Source organism: Agromyces aurantiacus, from assembly GCF_016907355.1.
In the GTDB taxonomy this organism is placed as follows: Bacteria; Actinomycetota; Actinomycetes; order Actinomycetales; family Microbacteriaceae; genus Agromyces; species Agromyces aurantiacus.
The window spans coordinates 3,749,157-3,762,951 of the sequence record NZ_JAFBBW010000001.1; the positions used below are offsets into that span (position 1 = coordinate 3,749,157).

15 protein-coding genes and 1 pseudogene are annotated in these 13,795 nt (G+C 74.9%); 9 read left to right on the plus strand and 7 right to left on the minus strand.

Annotated features, from left to right (window positions below; all coding sequences use genetic code 11):
- Positions 1-2 precede the first annotated feature (2 nt).
- A complete protein-coding gene (locus tag JOD46_RS17675) occupies positions 3-782 on the minus strand; it encodes an IclR family transcriptional regulator (protein WP_204395764.1) in 780 nt (259 codons plus the stop codon).
- A 107-nt stretch (positions 783-889) separates the two neighbouring features.
- On the opposite strand from JOD46_RS17675, the gene hutH reads away from it, so the two are divergent.
- From hutH to hutI, 4 genes are all read left to right on the plus strand, one after another.
- The gene (gene hutH / locus JOD46_RS17680) at positions 890-2,491 is read left to right on the plus strand and encodes a histidine ammonia-lyase (RefSeq protein ID WP_204395765.1); all 1,602 of its coding nucleotides are present in this window, start codon (positions 890-892) and stop codon (positions 2,489-2,491) included.
- Positions 2,492-2,614: 123 nt separating this feature from the next.
- Entirely contained in the window at positions 2,615-4,138 is a 1,524-nt protein-coding gene (locus JOD46_RS17685; RefSeq protein ID WP_204395766.1) for a M23 family metallopeptidase, read from the plus strand.
- Between the two features lie 82 nt (positions 4,139-4,220).
- Positions 4,221-5,942, plus strand: a complete 1,722-nt coding sequence (gene hutU, locus JOD46_RS17690) for a urocanate hydratase (RefSeq protein ID WP_204395767.1) — start codon at positions 4,221-4,223, stop codon at positions 5,940-5,942.
- 3 nt (positions 5,943-5,945) lie between these two features.
- Entirely contained in the window at positions 5,946-7,271 is a 1,326-nt protein-coding gene (gene hutI, locus JOD46_RS17695; protein ID WP_204395768.1) for an imidazolonepropionase, read from the plus strand.
- Between the two features lie 136 nt (positions 7,272-7,407).
- On the opposite strand, the gene JOD46_RS17700 is transcribed toward hutI, so the two are convergent.
- A complete protein-coding gene (locus tag JOD46_RS17700) occupies positions 7,408-7,704 on the minus strand; it encodes a DUF503 domain-containing protein (RefSeq protein WP_204395769.1) in 297 nt (98 codons plus the stop codon).
- Between the two features lie 92 nt (positions 7,705-7,796).
- On the opposite strand from JOD46_RS17700, the gene JOD46_RS17705 reads away from it, so the two are divergent.
- Entirely contained in the window at positions 7,797-8,150 is a 354-nt protein-coding gene (locus JOD46_RS17705) for a DUF2200 domain-containing protein (RefSeq protein ID WP_204395770.1), read from the plus strand.
- Between the two features lie 4 nt (positions 8,151-8,154).
- Here JOD46_RS17705 and JOD46_RS17710 read toward each other — a convergent pair whose 3' ends face one another.
- A complete protein-coding gene (locus tag JOD46_RS17710) occupies positions 8,155-8,607 on the minus strand; it encodes a hypothetical protein (protein ID WP_204395771.1) in 453 nt (150 codons plus the stop codon).
- 41 nt (positions 8,608-8,648) lie between these two features.
- On the opposite strand from JOD46_RS17710, the pseudogene JOD46_RS17715 reads away from it, so the two are divergent.
- Positions 8,649-8,795: pseudogene (locus JOD46_RS17715) on the plus strand (imidazolonepropionase); the annotation flags it as partial.
- 126 nt (positions 8,796-8,921) lie between these two features.
- Positions 8,922-9,548: a hypothetical protein gene (locus tag JOD46_RS17720; protein WP_204395772.1), complete on the plus strand. Its 627-nt coding sequence runs from the start codon at positions 8,922-8,924 to the stop codon at positions 9,546-9,548.
- A 34-nt stretch (positions 9,549-9,582) separates the two neighbouring features.
- Here the strand turns inward: JOD46_RS17720 and JOD46_RS17725 are convergent, their stop codons facing one another.
- Genes JOD46_RS17725 through JOD46_RS17740 form a run of 4 tightly spaced genes read right to left on the minus strand, consistent with a single transcriptional unit; the run spans position 9,583 to position 11,533 of the window.
- On the minus strand, positions 9,583-9,876 hold the full coding sequence (locus tag JOD46_RS17725) for a DUF503 domain-containing protein (protein ID WP_204395773.1): 294 nt from the start codon (positions 9,874-9,876) through the stop codon (positions 9,583-9,585).
- A 9-nt stretch (positions 9,877-9,885) separates the two neighbouring features.
- Positions 9,886-10,143: a DUF6510 family protein gene (locus tag JOD46_RS17730; protein ID WP_204395774.1), complete on the minus strand. Its 258-nt coding sequence runs from the start codon at positions 10,141-10,143 to the stop codon at positions 9,886-9,888.
- Positions 10,143-10,943 (minus strand): ferredoxin reductase, encoded by an 801-nt coding sequence (locus tag JOD46_RS17735; RefSeq protein ID WP_307835087.1) that lies wholly within the window; start codon positions 10,941-10,943, stop codon positions 10,143-10,145. Before JOD46_RS17735 ends, JOD46_RS17730 begins: the two co-directional genes overlap by 1 nt.
- The gene (locus JOD46_RS17740) at positions 10,940-11,533 is read right to left on the minus strand and encodes a sulfite oxidase-like oxidoreductase (protein ID WP_204395775.1); all 594 of its coding nucleotides are present in this window, start codon (positions 11,531-11,533) and stop codon (positions 10,940-10,942) included. Before JOD46_RS17740 ends, JOD46_RS17735 begins: the two co-directional genes overlap by 4 nt.
- Positions 11,534-11,626: 93 nt before the next feature.
- Here JOD46_RS17740 and JOD46_RS17745 point away from each other — a divergent pair, with 93 nt between their 5' ends.
- Both JOD46_RS17745 and JOD46_RS17750 read left to right on the plus strand, forming a co-directional pair.
- Complete coding sequence (locus JOD46_RS17745; RefSeq protein WP_204395776.1) at positions 11,627-12,877, plus strand: molybdopterin molybdotransferase MoeA; 1,251 nt, start codon at positions 11,627-11,629, stop codon at positions 12,875-12,877.
- On the plus strand, positions 12,874-13,788 hold the full coding sequence (locus JOD46_RS17750; RefSeq protein WP_239562877.1) for an NTP transferase domain-containing protein: 915 nt from the start codon (positions 12,874-12,876) through the stop codon (positions 13,786-13,788). The genes JOD46_RS17745 and JOD46_RS17750 overlap by 4 nt, the downstream gene beginning before the upstream one ends.
- The last annotated feature ends 7 nt before the right edge of the window (positions 13,789-13,795 follow it).

Here is a 13,795-nt window from a genome sequence, read left to right on the forward strand (position 1 = left end):
CGTCAGCGCGCGCCGCGGATGCGGCGGGACAGGGTGGCCGCGGCGTCGCGCACGGCGTCGGCCGCGGACTGCACGAGCTCCGGCGGCGATCCTTCGGCGAACGTGACGGCGATCGCGGCCGCAGGCCAGCCGAGGTGGTCGAGCACGGCGGCGCCGACCGACGCGAGCCCTTCGGTCACCTCGCCGTGCTCGCCGGCGACCCCGGCCTGCCGGGCCTCGGCGAGCACGGCCTTGAGCCGCGAATAGGTCCAGGGGGTCGCGCCGGCGGTCGACGGATGGCGCTCGCTGAACGCGTCCCGGTCGGGGTAGAGCGCCCGCAGCTGCGCGGGCGGGAGCGCCGCGAGCATCGCCCGGCCCGACGCGGTGAGGTGTGCGGGCAGGCGCACGCCGACGTCGGAGACGAGCGACGGCCGCCGCGGCGCGCGTTCCTCGACGAGGTAGAGCACGTCGCGGCCGTGCAGCACGGCGAGGTGTCCCGACTCGCCGAGACGGTCGACGACGCCGGCGACGAGGGGTCGTCCGAGCCGGGTGAGCGGCTGCTGGCGGCTGAAGCCGCTCGAGAGCTCGAACGCGGCGACGCCCAGGCCGTAGCGCCGCTCCTCGGGAAGGTGCACGACGAAGCCGCGCTCCTGCAGCACGCCGAGCAGGTGGTAGGTGGTCGAGCGCGGAAGGTCGAGCGCGTGGGCGATGGATGCCGCGGGCACGGGGCCGCGCTGCGCGGCGAGGTGGGTGAGGATCCGCAGCGCCTGGTCGGCGGCGGGGACCTTGGACGTCTCGGGCATCGGCCACCTCCGTCGGCTCGCGGGGTCCGGCGCGTCGTCCGGTATCCCGGACGCAAGCGTACGCGCACGCGTTCCGCCGCGCTCGGTCGCGGTGTGGAATCGAGGACATGAGCAGCACCGCGCCCTCTCCCGCCCCCGCCGTCGCGACCTCCGCCCGACCGGTGCAGGACGGCGCCGTCACCGTCGGCACCGGAGCGCTGACGATCGACGAGGTCGTCGCCGTGGCTCGGCACGACGCGCGGGTCGTGCTCGATCCCGCCGCGCTCGAGGAGGTCGCGCGCAGCCGCGCGATCATCGAGGGCCTCGCCGCCGACCCGCAGCCGCACTACGGCATCTCGACGGGCTTCGGCGCGCTCGCGACCACGTTCATCGCCGAGGACCGGCGGGCGCAGCTGCAGGCGAGCCTCGTGCGCTCGCACGCCGCGGGCTCCGGCGCCGAGGTCGAGCGCGAGGTCGTGCGTGCGCTCATGCTGCTGCGGCTCTCGACGCTCATGACCGGACGCACGGGCGTGCGTCGCGAGACCGCCGAGACGTACGCCGCGATCCTGAACGCGGGCATCACGCCCGTCGTTCGCGAGTACGGCTCGCTCGGCTGCTCGGGCGACCTCGCGCCGCTCGCGCACTGCGCGCTCGTCGCGATGGGCGAAGGCGAGGTCCGGGTCGCACCGGGACCGGGCGCCCCCAGCCCCGCGAGCGAGGCGCTCGCGGCCGCCGGGATCACCCCCCTGCGCCTGGGCGAGAAGGAGGGCCTCGCGCTCATCAACGGCACCGACGGCATGCTCGGCATGCTCGCGCTCGCGGTCGACGACCTCCGGATGCTGCTCACGACCGCCGACGTCGCCGCCGCCATGAGCGTCGAGGGCCTCATGGGCACCGACGCGGTGTTCGCCGCCGACCTGCACGAACTGCGACCGCAGCGCGGCCAGGCCGCCTCGGCCGCGAACCTCCGCGCCCTGCTCGCCGGGTCGCCGATCGTCGCGAGCCACAAGGGCCCCGAGTGCACGCGCGTGCAGGACGCCTACTCGCTGCGGTGCGCCCCGCAGGTGCACGGCGCCGCGCGCGACACGCTCGCGCACGCGGCATCCGTCGCCGACGCCGAGCTCGCGAGCGCGGTCGACAACCCCGTGCTCACGCCAGACGGCCGCGTCGAGTCGAACGGCAACTTCCACGGCGCCCCGGTCGCCTACGTGCTCGACTTCCTCGCGATCGCCGTGGCGGATGTCGCATCGATGAGCGAGCGGCGCACCGACCGCTTCCTCGACAAGGCGCGCAACCAAGGCCTGCCGCCGTTCCTCGCGCACGAGGTGGGCGTGGACTCGGGCCTCATGATCGCGCAGTACACGGCCGCCGGGATCGTGTCGGAGCTCAAGCGCCTCGCGATGCCCGCGTCGGTCGACTCCATCCCGTCCTCGGCCATGCAGGAGGACCACGTGTCGATGGGCTGGCACGCGGCGCGCAAGCTGCGCCGGGCGATCGACGGGCTCGCGCGCGTGCTCGCGATCGAGGTGATGACGGCCGCGCGCGGACTCGCGCTGCGCGCGCCGCTCGAGCCCGGAGCGGCGACCGGCGCCGTGGCCGGACTCGTCGCCTCGACGGGCGCCGTGCCCGGCGAGGACCGGTTCCTCTCGCCCGAGATCGAGACGCTCGCGGCGGCGGTCGCATCGGGTGAGATCGTCCGTCGCGCGGCGGCCGTCGTCGAGCTCGCCTGACGGGCACCGCCCGCTGCGCCCCGAACGGGGGAGCACCGGTTCGAGGCCGCGTCTTGTGGGGGCCCGGACGATCGGACAGACTTGGGTGATGCCGGCGCCGCAGCCGGCCGCACTGGAAGCCCTATGTTCCCAACCCGAGACGTCGACGAGCGCAACCCGATCCGAGTGAGGCCCGCTCGGAGGTGCTCGATCGCGATCGCCGCCATCGGCGGCCTGATCATCGCGCTCTCGTCGGTCGCGCCCGCCTCGGCGGAGGAGACCGACCCCGTCGTCGCGACGGACGGCACGACCACCACCACGGATGGCACGACCACCGACGGCACGACCACGGACGGCACGACCACGGAGCCGACCGCCGAGCCGACGCCCACCGAGACGCCCGCGCCGTCGCCCGAGCCGACTCCGACCGAGGAGCCGACCCCGACCCCCGAGCCCACTCCGGAGCCGACACCCACGCCCGAGCCCACGCCCGAGCCCACCCCGACCCCGACACCCGAGCCGACCCCGACGCCCACGCCGACGCCCACGCCGACGGACGGCCCGACGCCGACACCGACCCAGAGCCCGACGCAGTCCCCCGTCGCGAGCCCGACGCCCGGCGTGCAGGCCCCGTTCGTCCTCGTCGGAGACGGGCCCGTCGCGCGGATGATCACGACCTCGTCGGCCGCCTCGGGCAGCGCCGAGGCGACGGCGGTGAACACCCTGCGCGTGAAGCTCCAGCAGGCGATGACCGAGCTGCGCAGCGCCGAGTCCGCGCTCGAGTCGGCCAAGAGCACCCGCGTCGTGGCGCGCGCCGTGGCCGAACGACTCGACGAGCGCGCCGCCGAGGCGCGGCACCTCGCCGAGACCGCGGCCGGCGTCTACCTCGACGCGGTCGAGGGCGATGGGGCCGCGCTCTCGTCGATGAGCGCGGCGTTCGGGGCGGGCGACGACCTGCTCGCCGGCCTCGGCGGGCTCGAACGGGTGCAGAAGCTGTCCGGCGACTCGAGCCGGCTGCGTGAGATCGCCGAGCAGCGCGACGTCGAGGCCGATGCGGCCGAGGCCCGCGCCGAGGCGGCCTGGGCCGCGGTCGATGCGATCCCGGTCGCCGAGCTCGAGAACGCCGTCACCGCCGCCAAGGGCGTCGTCTCGGCGGCGCGCGCCGAGCTGAACGGCGCGCAGACGCGGCTCGCGTCGGCCGGCAGCGTCGTCGCGTTCGACAACCTGCCCTCCGACTCCGGCCAGCTCAGCGCGCAGGGCTGGGCGTCTCCGGTCGCGGGCAGCATCACCGACGGCTACGGTCCGCGCCCGAACAAGCCGCTCGCGGGCGTCAACGAGTTCCACCGCGGCACCGACCTCGCGACGCAGTGCGGCACCGCGGTGTTCGCGGCGACCGACGGCGTCGTCGTCGACGCCGGACCGAACGGCACGTACGGCAACTGGATCCTCATCGACCACGGCGCGGGCGTCGCGACCGGGTACGCCCACCTGCGCGACGGCGGCATCCTCGTCTCCGTGGGCCAAGCCGTGAAGGCGGGCGACCTGATCGGCGCGGTCGGCAGCACGGGCGCCTCGACCGGATGCCACCTCCACTTCGAGGTGCGGATCGACGGCACGGCCATCGACGCGGTGCCGTTCATGGCCGCGCGCGGCGTGCGGCTCGGCTGACCCGAGCGGCGCGTCCGGGATCCCGGACGCGCGCCCCGCGACATCCGTTGAACGATGCCCCTCGACGGTGTGTGATCGGAACATGACCACCGCTGCACCCACCTCGACCGGCACCGCCGCCGGTCCCCGCACCGTCCGCGCCGCACGCGGCACCGAGCTCTCGGCGAAGAGCTGGCAGACCGAGGCGCCGCTGCGCATGCTCATGAACAACCTCGACCCCGAGGTCGCCGAGCGCCCCGAGGACCTCATCGTCTACGGCGGCACCGGCAAGGCCGCCCGCACGTGGGACGCGTACGACGCGATCGTCCACACGCTCGAGGGCCTCGAGTCCGACGAGACCCTGCTCGTGCAGTCGGGCAAGCCCGTGGGCGTGTTCCGCACGCACGAGTGGGCCCCGCGCGTACTCATCGCGAACTCGAACCTCGTCGGCGACTGGGCGACCTGGCCCGAGTTCCGTCGGCTCGAGCAGCTCGGGCTCACCATGTACGGGCAGATGACGGCCGGATCGTGGATCTACATCGGCACGCAGGGGATCCTGCAGGGCACGTACGAGACGTTCGGCGCCGTCGCCCGCTCGCTCGCCGCCAAGCGCGGCGCGAGCGAGGCCGAAGCCGCGACGGCGTCCCTGGCCGGCACCCTCACGCTCACCGCCGGATGCGGCGGCATGGGCGGCGCGCAGCCGCTCGCGGTCACCATGAACGGCGGCGCCGTGCTCATCGTCGACGTCGACCCCGCGCGCCTCGAGCGACGCGTCGAGCACGGGTACCTCGACGAGGTCGCGCCGTCGCTCGACGAGGCCGTCGAACGGGTGCTCGCGGCGAAGGCCGAGCGCCGGGCACTCAGCGTCGGCGTGGCCGGCAACGCGGCGACGGTCTTCACCGAGCTGCTCGAGCGACGCGTGCCGGTCGACATCGTCACCGACCAGACCAGCGCGCACGACCCCCTGTCGTACCTGCCCGAGGGCGTCTCGGTCGAGGAGTGGCACGCGCTCGCGGCATCCGACCCGCACGAGTTCACGACGCTCTCGCGTCGCTCGATGGCCAAGCACGTGGAGGCCATGGTCGGGTTCCAGGCCGAGGGCGCCGAGGTCTTCGACTACGGCAACTCGATCCGTCGCGAGGCCGAGCTCGGCGGGTACGACCACGCGTTCGACTTCCCCGGCTTCGTGCCCGCCTACATCCGGCCCCTGTTCGCCGAGGGCAAGGGCCCGTTCCGCTGGGCGGCGCTCTCGGGCGACCCGGCCGACATCGCGGCGACCGACCGCGCCATCCTCGAGCTGTTCCCCGACGACGTGCACCTGCGCCGCTGGATCGAGCAGGCCGGCGAGAAGGTGCACTTCGAGGGCCTGCCCGCGCGCATCTGCTGGCTGGGCTACAAGGAACGGCACCTGGCCGGCCTGAAGTTCAACGAGATGGTCGCCTCGGGCGAGCTCTCGGCGCCCCTCGTGATCGGCCGCGACCACCTCGACTCGGGCTCGGTCGCGTCGCCGTACCGCGAGACCGAGTCGATGGCCGACGGCTCCGACGCGATCGCCGACTGGCCGCTGCTCAACGCGCTGCTGAACACCGCCTCGGGGGCGACCTGGGTGTCGATCCACCACGGCGGAGGCGTCGGCATCGGCCGCTCCATCCACGCCGGCCAGGTCGTGGTCGCCGACGGCACCGACCTCGCGGCCGAGAAGATCGCGCGCGTGCTCGTGAACGACCCCGGCACGGGCGTCATGCGCCACGTCGACGCCGGGTACGACCGCGCGGTCGAGGTCGCGCGCGAGCGCGGGCTGCGCGTGCCCATGCTCGAGGGCTGACGGATGGCGCGACCCGCCGTCTCCTCGCGGCTGCTCGTGACGGGCATCGGCGAACTCGTCACGAACGACCCGGCGCCCGGGCGAGAGGGCGGCCCGCTCGGCATCCTGCGCGACGCCGCGCTGCTCGCCGAGGACGGCGTGATCACGTGGATCGGGCCGTCCGCGGAGGCACCGGAGCTCGTGGCCGCGCCGGCGAGCGCGTCCGATCATCGAGTGGGCGATCCTGGCGGCCCGAGCCGCCAGGAGGCCGCCGAGATCGCCCACTCGATGGATGACACCGCGCACCCGCACCCGCACCGGATCGAGGTCGTCGACGCACGCGGTCGCGCGGTGATCCCCGGATTCGTCGACTCGCACACGCACCTCGTGTTCGGCGGCGATCGCGCGGACGAGTTCGCGGCGCGGATGGCCGGCCGCGCGTACGAGGCGGGCGGCATCCGCTCGACCGTCGCGGCGACGCGAGCGGCGAGCGACGACGAGCTGCGCGCGCGCCTCGCGGGCTTCGTGCGCGAGCTGCACCGGCATGGCACGACGACCTTCGAGGTGAAGACCGGGTACGGGCTGACCGTCGCCGACGAGGCGCGGCTCGCCCGGCTGGCCCGCGAGGTGACCGACGAGGTCACGTTCCTGGGCGCGCACGTCGTGCCGGCCGAGTTCCGTGAACCCGACGGCCCGGGCGCCGACGCGTACGTCGACCTCGTGGTCGGCGAGATGCTCGTGGCGTGCGCGCCGCACGCCCGCTGGGTCGACGCGTTCTGCGAGCGCGGCGCGTTCGACGCCGCGCAGTCGCGGCGCGTGCTCGAGGCCGGCCGCGCGGCGGGCCTCGGTGTGCGCGTGCACGGCAACCAGCTCGGCGAGGGCCCGGGCGTTCGCCTGGCCGTCGAGCTCGACGCGGCCTCCGTCGACCACTGCACCTACCTCTCCGACGCGGATGTCGCCGCGCTCGCGGGCTCGGGCACGGTCGCGACGCTGCTGCCCGGCGTGGAGTTCTCGACGCGGCAGCCCTACCCCGACGCGCGCCGGCTGATCGACGCGGGCGTCACCGTGGCGCTCGCGAGCGACTGCAACCCCGGGTCGAGCTTCACGAGCTCGATGCCGTTCTGCATCGCGGTCGCGGTGCGCGACATGGGCATGACGCCGGCCGAGGCCGTGTGGGCGGCGACGGCGGGCGGTGCCGCGGCGCTGCGGCGAACGGATGTCGGCGCGCTGCGGCCGGGCGCGTTCGCCGACCTCACGATGCTCGACGCGACCTCGCACGTGCACCTCGCGTACCGCCCGGGCGTGCCGCTGATCGCGGAGACCTGGAAGGACGGCGTGCCCGTCGGCTGACGCCCCGCCACCCATCCACCCCCGCCACCCCGCCACCCTCACCGTCAGCCGGTGCCAGGTGTCCACGAATGGCGGCCTCGCGCACCGTGAACCCGCATCGAGTGGACACTCGAGGCAGCCAGGGGCCCGCCCGCGGTCAGTCGTCGTCGCTGCGCCGCAGGCGGCGACGCGCCGAGAGCAGCGTGAACTCGGGGTGCGCGGCGACCAGGCGCTCGGCGCGGTCGAGCACCTCGGTGACGCGCTCGGCGCCCGCCGCGACCACTCCCGCGCCGATCGCGGCGCGCCGGTGCAACTCCTGGTCGCCCACCTCGGCGACGGATGCCTCGGTCGCCCGCCGCAACTCAGCCAGGAGGGGCCGCAGCACCGCGCGCTTCTGCTTCAGCGAGTGCACGTCGCCGAGCAGCACGTCGAACTCGATCCAGCCGATCCACACGCTGCCAGCGTGGCACGGACGCGGGGCTGAGGCATCTCGCCGAGGCCCGTATCCTGCAGGTGCAGGCGACCGACCTCGAGGGAGGGGCGAGCATGGCCGCGCACCGCATCTTCGCGACGAGCTTCGCGAGCATCCATCCGCTCTACGTGCAGAAGGCCGAACGCAAGGGCCGCACGAGCGCCGAGGTCGACGAGGTGATCCGGTGGCTCACGGGCTACGACGACGCCGGCCTGCAGGAGGCCATTGCGGACGGCCGCGACCTCGAGGCTTTCTTCGCAAGCGCGCCCGCCTTCAATCCGGACGCCGCCCTGATCACCGGCGTGGTCTGCGGCGTGCGCGTCGAGCAGATCGAGGATCCGCTGATGCAGCGCATCCGCTACATGGACAAGCTCGTCGACGAACTCGCACGCGGGAAGAAGATGGGCTCGATCCTCCGGAGCGCGTGACCGCTCAGGAGCCGGGTGGGTCGGGTTCGTGCGCGCCGAGGCGGGCCGACTCGGCGGCGGGCCCGCGGTCGCCTGCCTCGTCGAACGCGCGCCGCAGGTACTTCGGCGCCTGCACGCGCCACGCCTCCGTCACGAGTTCGACGAGATGGTCCCGGTCGATGCCCGCCATCCGGAACGCGACCTTGGGCTCGCCCCACGACGTGGTCTCGCGCAGGAACACCTCGGGCGCCATCTCGACGAGCGCGAGCGCGTCGAGCCGCTCGGCGACCTTGACGCCGACGACCGGCTCGCCGGCGATGATCTCGCGCATGTCGGCGGGGATGCTCGGCCAAGGATGGCATTCCCACGCGTAGAGCCGGCCGCGGACGAACCACGCGAGCCCGCCCGTCATCGCCCGCTCCTCGCTGCCGGGCAGCAGGGCGGTGATGCGGCGCAGGTCATCGAGGGTGGCGGCCACGACCGGAGCCTACGCCGCGCCGCCGACAGCGGTCGTGGCGCTCCGCCGAGCTCGACGCGGCCTCCGTCGACCGCTGAACGTACCGCTCCGACGCGGACGTCGCCGCGCTCGCGGGCTCGCGCACGGTCGCGACGCTGCTGCCCGGCGTGGAGTTCTCGACGCGGCAGCCCTACCCCGACGCGCGCCGGCCGGGCGTGCCGCTCATCGCGGAGACCTGGAATGACGGCGTGCCCGTCGGCTGACTGCGCGTGGCGTCGGCCGATCGGCCCCGGAGGGAGGACGATGGGTCCGGGGCCCGGACCGGGGGTGGCTCGATGGAGATGGCGGTGCAGCCGATGATCTCGGTGGAGCAGGTGCGCATCTGGGCAGGGGTCCAGGGGTTCGTGAGCATGGCCGCCCTCGTGGCGCTCGCGCTGTTCTACGCACTCGCGGCGCCGTTCGGCGGCGGCACGTCGCGGTGGTCGTGGCTCGGCCCGGTGAACGACTGGCTGTCGGTGATCGGCGCGGCCCCGTGGATCGTGGCGATGATCCTGTTCGCGATGCGGATCGGCGCCGCCAGATGGCTGTGGGTGTTCACCGCGGCCGCGTGCGTCGGCGCCGCGGCGATCGCGATCGTGACCCTCCTCATGTTGTCCGGCCGGGCGAGCCTGCAGACGCAGGCCGTCGTGGCGCTCGCAGCCACGCTCGTCGCCTTCGCCTGGACGGCGGTCGCCGCGGAGCGGGCCCGGTCGGCGGGGGTGATCCCCGCGTGGGTGTCGTTCCTCGCGATCGCGCTCGTCGTGGCGCTGGTCGTGGCGGGGGTCGCCGCCGGCATCGGCGCCCTCGCGCCCGCCGGCTCGGCCGGCCGGACGACGCTCTACGTCGTGGGCGGGGCGGTCGGGGGCCTGGCGTGGTTCGCCTTCCCGGTGTGGTGGCTGGCCGTCGCCTCGACGGCGGCCTGATGCGGCCCGAGCGTTCGTCGCCCGACGCGCTCAGTCATCGTCGCCGCGCCGGAGGGCGGCGGCGCGTGGCGAGCAGCGTGAACTCGGGGTGGGCCGCGGCGAGCCGCTCGGCGCGGTCCAGCACGTCGGTGACCCAATCGGCCTCGGAAGCCACGATCCCGACGCCGATCGCGCCGCGCCGGTGCAGGTCCTGCCCGCCGACCTCGGCAACGGAGGCCTCGGTCGCCCGCCGCAACTCCGCGAGCGCGGGCCGCAGCACCGCGCGCTTCTCCTTCAGGGAGTGGACATCGCTCAGCAGGAGGTCGAACTCGATCCACCCGATCCACATCACGACTCGCTACCGCCGCACCTCGATCGCGCTGACGCCCGCGAGGTCGATCCAGGCGCGCTCGCCCGTGTCGACGAGCACCGCGAGCACGTGGTCGCAGGTCGCGCAGCGCACGACGGTGCCGGCGCCGCTCATGTAGACCATCGCGCGGGCGAACTCGGCGACGGTGCCGCACGCGTTGCACCGCCCGGTCGTGGTCGTGATGTCGAACGAGAAGAAGTCGGCGAGCGGGCCGGCGAGCGCGTTGCCGTCGAGGTGGCCGGTCATCACGTGCCTCCGTATCGTTCGGTGCGGATGTCGCCGGGCGCGTGGCCCAGGCCGACGAGCCAGTCCGCGACGCGCTCGACGAAACCGGTCGAGCCGCACACGTACACGCGGGGCCGTTCGGCGGCGGGGATGACGGCCGCCTCGAGCGCCTCGCGCGTGATACGGCCGGGCGGGGCCGGCCAGTCGTCGGGCGCCTGCCGCGTGTAGACGAGGTCCACCTGCAGCGGTGCGGATGCCGCGGCGAGCGCGCGCCACTCGTCGGCGAAGTACACGTCGCGCGGCGTGCGCACCGAGTAGAGCAGCCGGAAGGGCGTCGGGTCGCTCGCGTCGGCGTGCGCGTGCGCCATGGCGTAGAGCGGCACGACCCCCGAACCGCCCGCGATGAGCTGGACCGGTCGGTCGTCGCCCGACTCGACCGCGGGCCGCCACACGAAGAACGCGCCGAGCGGCCCGTGCACCTCGAGCTGGTCGCCCGCGCGCAGGTCGTCGACGAGGAACGGCGAGACCTCGCCGTCGGGCAGCTTGTCGACCGCGAGCACGACCCGCGTCGAGTCGCCCGACGAGGCGATCGAGTACGAGCGCGTCGCGGTGTACGCGTCGGGGGCGGTCAGCCGCACGTCGAGGTGCTGGCCTGCGGCGTTGCCCGGCCAGCCGTCGACATCGAGCTCGATGCGGCTGGCGTTGGGCGTCTCGCGGTGCGTGGCCGCGACCGTGGCGACGTGCCATCCGGCCCGCGGCACGGCGCGTATCGCCGCGAGCGGCGACGCGCCCGGTGGCGCCGCGATCCCGTCGGCACTCACCAGTACCGCTCCTCCTTCCACGGATCGCCGCGCAGGTGGTACCCGTTCTGCTCCCAGAACCCGGGCTCGTCCTCCTCCATCATGGTGAGCCCGCGCACCCACTTCGCGCTCTTCCAGAAGTAGAGGTGCGGCACGAGCAGCCGCGCCGGACCGCCGTGCTCGGGGTCGAGCGGCTCGCCGTCGAACTCGAACGCGACCCACGCCTTGCCGTCGAGCAGGTCCTCGAGGGGCACGTTGGTGGTGTAGCCGCCGTAGCTGTGCGCCATCGTGTAGCCGTAGTCGGTGTCGACGCCCTCGAACAGCGTGTCGAGCGCGACCCCGCGCCATCCGGTGCCGAGCTTCGACCAGTGCGTGACGCAGTGGATGTCGGTCGTGACGTCCTCGATGGGCAGCGCCATGAACTCGTCCCAGGTCCACGTGTGGTCGACGCCCGACTCGGTGCGGATCGTGAAGGCCCAGTCGGCGGTGTCGATGTCGGGCGTGGGCCCGGCGGAGAGCACGGGGAAGTCGCCCACGAGCGTCTGCCCAGGTGGCAATCGGTCGTCCCGCTCGCGACCACGCCCGCTGAATCCCCTGGTGATGAACGACATGCCCGTCTCCTCCCGGTCGGGTCGAGCACCGTCGGGTTCGACGATAACGATGCGGGGGCGCGATGTCACTGGTTCCGGCGATACCGTGGGGTCATGCCGACCTTCCCGCCGGCGTCCGCGGGCGTCGCCGCCGTCTCGGTGGACGCGCACTTCGAGCGCGTCCTCGCGGGCGTCGCGCCGATCGGCCGCGTCGATGCGGTGCGACTCGCGGATGCCGCGGGGCGCACGCTCGCGACCGCCGTCGACGCCCGGGTCGACGTGCCCGCGTTCGACAACTCGGCCATGGACGGCTACGCCGTGCGGAGGGCGGATGTCGCGAGCGCGTCGCCCGACGCGCCGGTCGTGCTCGACGTGGTCGCCGACCTGCCGGCCGGCTCGGCGGAGGACCGCTTGATCGAGCCGGGTCGCGCCGCGCGCATCATGACCGGCGCGCCGATCCCGCCTGGTGCCGACGCCGTGGTGGCGGTCGAGCGCACGGACGGCGGGAGCGACCGTGTCGCGATCCTCGCCGCCGCGAGGCCGGCCCATCACGTGCGCCGTCGCGGCGAGGACGTGCGCGCCGGCGAGCGCGTGCTCGAGCCCGGCGTGCTCCTCGACGCGGCGCGGGTCGCCGCGGCCGCGGCGGCGGGACTGGCCGAGCTCGCGGTCGCGGCCCCGCCGCGGGTCGCGGTCGTCGCGACGGGCAGCGAGCTGGTCGAGCCGGGCGCCCCGCTCGGGCGCGGGCGCATCCACGACTCCAACTCGCTGCTGCTCGCGGCGCTCGTGGCCGACGCGGGCGGCGTCGTGTCCGAGGCGCTGCGCGTGCCCGACGACCCGGGGCTCCTGCTCGAGTGGATCGAGGCGCGCGAGCCGTGCGATCTCGTCGTCTTCGCGGGCGGCGTGAGCGTGGGCGCCCACGACGTGGTGCGGCACGTGCTCGGCGGGCTCGGCGGCGTCGGGTTCTCGCGCGTCGCGATGCAGCCGGGGGCGCCGCAGGCGTTCGGCGCGCTGCCGGGCGGCACGCCCGTGTTCGGGCTGCCCGGCAACCCGGTGAGCGTCGCCGTCTCATTCGAGGCGTTCGTGCGGCCCGCGCTGCGGCGCATGCTCGGGCACGCCGACGTGCGGCGGGCGACGTGGCGCGCGACGGTCGACGACGGATGGCGCTCGCCCCCCGGGCGCCGCCAGTACATGCCGGTCGCCCTCGCAGTCCGCGACGGCCGGCCCGTCGTGCGCCGCGCCACGCGAGGCGGGGCGGGCTCGCACCTCGTCGCGGGGCTCGCCTCGGCCGACGGCTTCGCGATCGTCCCGGAGGAGGTCGAGGACGTGGCTGCCGGCGACGCCGTCGAGGTGGCGATCACGCGATGAGGTCCCTCGACGCGGTCATCCTCGCGGGGGGTCACGCCGGCCGTCTCGGCGGCGCCAGCAAGCCCGACCTCGTCGTGGGCGGGCGTCCCCTGCTGGAGACCGCGATCGCGGCGGTCCGATCCGCGGGCGGCGAGCGGGTCGTCGTCGTCGGTCCGCCGGAGCTCGAGGCCTACGGCTGCCCCGTGGTCCGCGAGGACCCGCCGTTCGGCGGCCCGGTCGCCGCGCTCGCCGCCGGGCTCGCGGCGCTCGGGAGTGTCGGGGCGGGCGGTGACGGAGCGGTCGCTCCGGCTCGCGACGTGCTCGTGCTCGCATGCGACATGCCCGGAGCGGTGGGCGCCGCCGCCCGGCTCGTCGCCGCGCGCGCGGCGACGCCGGGCAGCGACGGGGTCTGCCTCGTCGACGTGACCGGACGCGCGCAGTGGCTCGCCGCGGTGTACTCGCGGGCGGCGCTCGCACGTGCGTTCGACGTGCTGACGGGACCGACCGGCGACCCGGCCGCGCTCGACGGCGCCGCGATGCGCCGGCTCGCGGCATCCCTCGACCTGACCACCGTCGCCGACGACGGGACGACGCACGACATCGACACGTGGAGCGACCTCGCCGAGGCGCGCCGCCGGACCGGAGGAGACACCATGGCCGATTCCCAGCACCCCGCGATCCTGGACGAGTGGGTCGCCGAGGCCGCCGCGATCGCGGGCATCGACCCGGCCGACGTGCCCATCGGCACGCTGCTCGATCTCGCGCGACGCGCGGCGCACGGGGTCGCGCGCCCGGCCGCCCCCGTCACGACCTTCGTCCTCGGCCTCGCGATCGGCTCGGGCCGCTCGGCCGACGACCTCACGACGCTCGCCGACCGCCTCGGCGCGCTCGCCGAGCAGCGCGGCGCCGCGGGCGAGGGCGCCGCGATGTGACGGCGCC

Bases quoted from the DNA above. Each gene is read 5' to 3' on its own strand.
- JOD46_RS17675 (WP_204395764.1), bottom strand. From the start codon at position 782: ATGCCCGAGACGTCCAAGGTCCCCGCCGCCGACCAGGCGCTGCGGATC.
- hutH (WP_204395765.1), top strand. From the start codon at position 890: ATGAGCAGCACCGCGCCCTCTCCCGCCCCCGCCGTCGCGACCTCCGCC.
- JOD46_RS17685 (WP_204395766.1), top strand. From the start codon at position 2,615: ATGTTCCCAACCCGAGACGTCGACGAGCGCAACCCGATCCGAGTGAGG.
- hutU (WP_204395767.1), top strand. From the start codon at position 4,221: ATGACCACCGCTGCACCCACCTCGACCGGCACCGCCGCCGGTCCCCGC.
- hutI (WP_204395768.1), top strand. From the start codon at position 5,946: ATGGCGCGACCCGCCGTCTCCTCGCGGCTGCTCGTGACGGGCATCGGC.
- JOD46_RS17705 (WP_204395770.1), top strand. From the start codon at position 7,797: ATGGCCGCGCACCGCATCTTCGCGACGAGCTTCGCGAGCATCCATCCG.
- JOD46_RS17720 (WP_204395772.1), top strand. From the start codon at position 8,922: ATGGAGATGGCGGTGCAGCCGATGATCTCGGTGGAGCAGGTGCGCATC.
- JOD46_RS17725 (WP_204395773.1), bottom strand. From the start codon at position 9,876: ATGTGGATCGGGTGGATCGAGTTCGACCTCCTGCTGAGCGATGTCCAC.
- JOD46_RS17730 (WP_204395774.1), bottom strand. From the start codon at position 10,143: ATGACCGGCCACCTCGACGGCAACGCGCTCGCCGGCCCGCTCGCCGAC.
- JOD46_RS17740 (WP_204395775.1), bottom strand. From the start codon at position 11,533: ATGTCGTTCATCACCAGGGGATTCAGCGGGCGTGGTCGCGAGCGGGAC.
- JOD46_RS17745 (WP_204395776.1), top strand. From the start codon at position 11,627: ATGCCGACCTTCCCGCCGGCGTCCGCGGGCGTCGCCGCCGTCTCGGTG.
- JOD46_RS17750 (WP_239562877.1), top strand. From the start codon at position 12,874: ATGAGGTCCCTCGACGCGGTCATCCTCGCGGGGGGTCACGCCGGCCGT.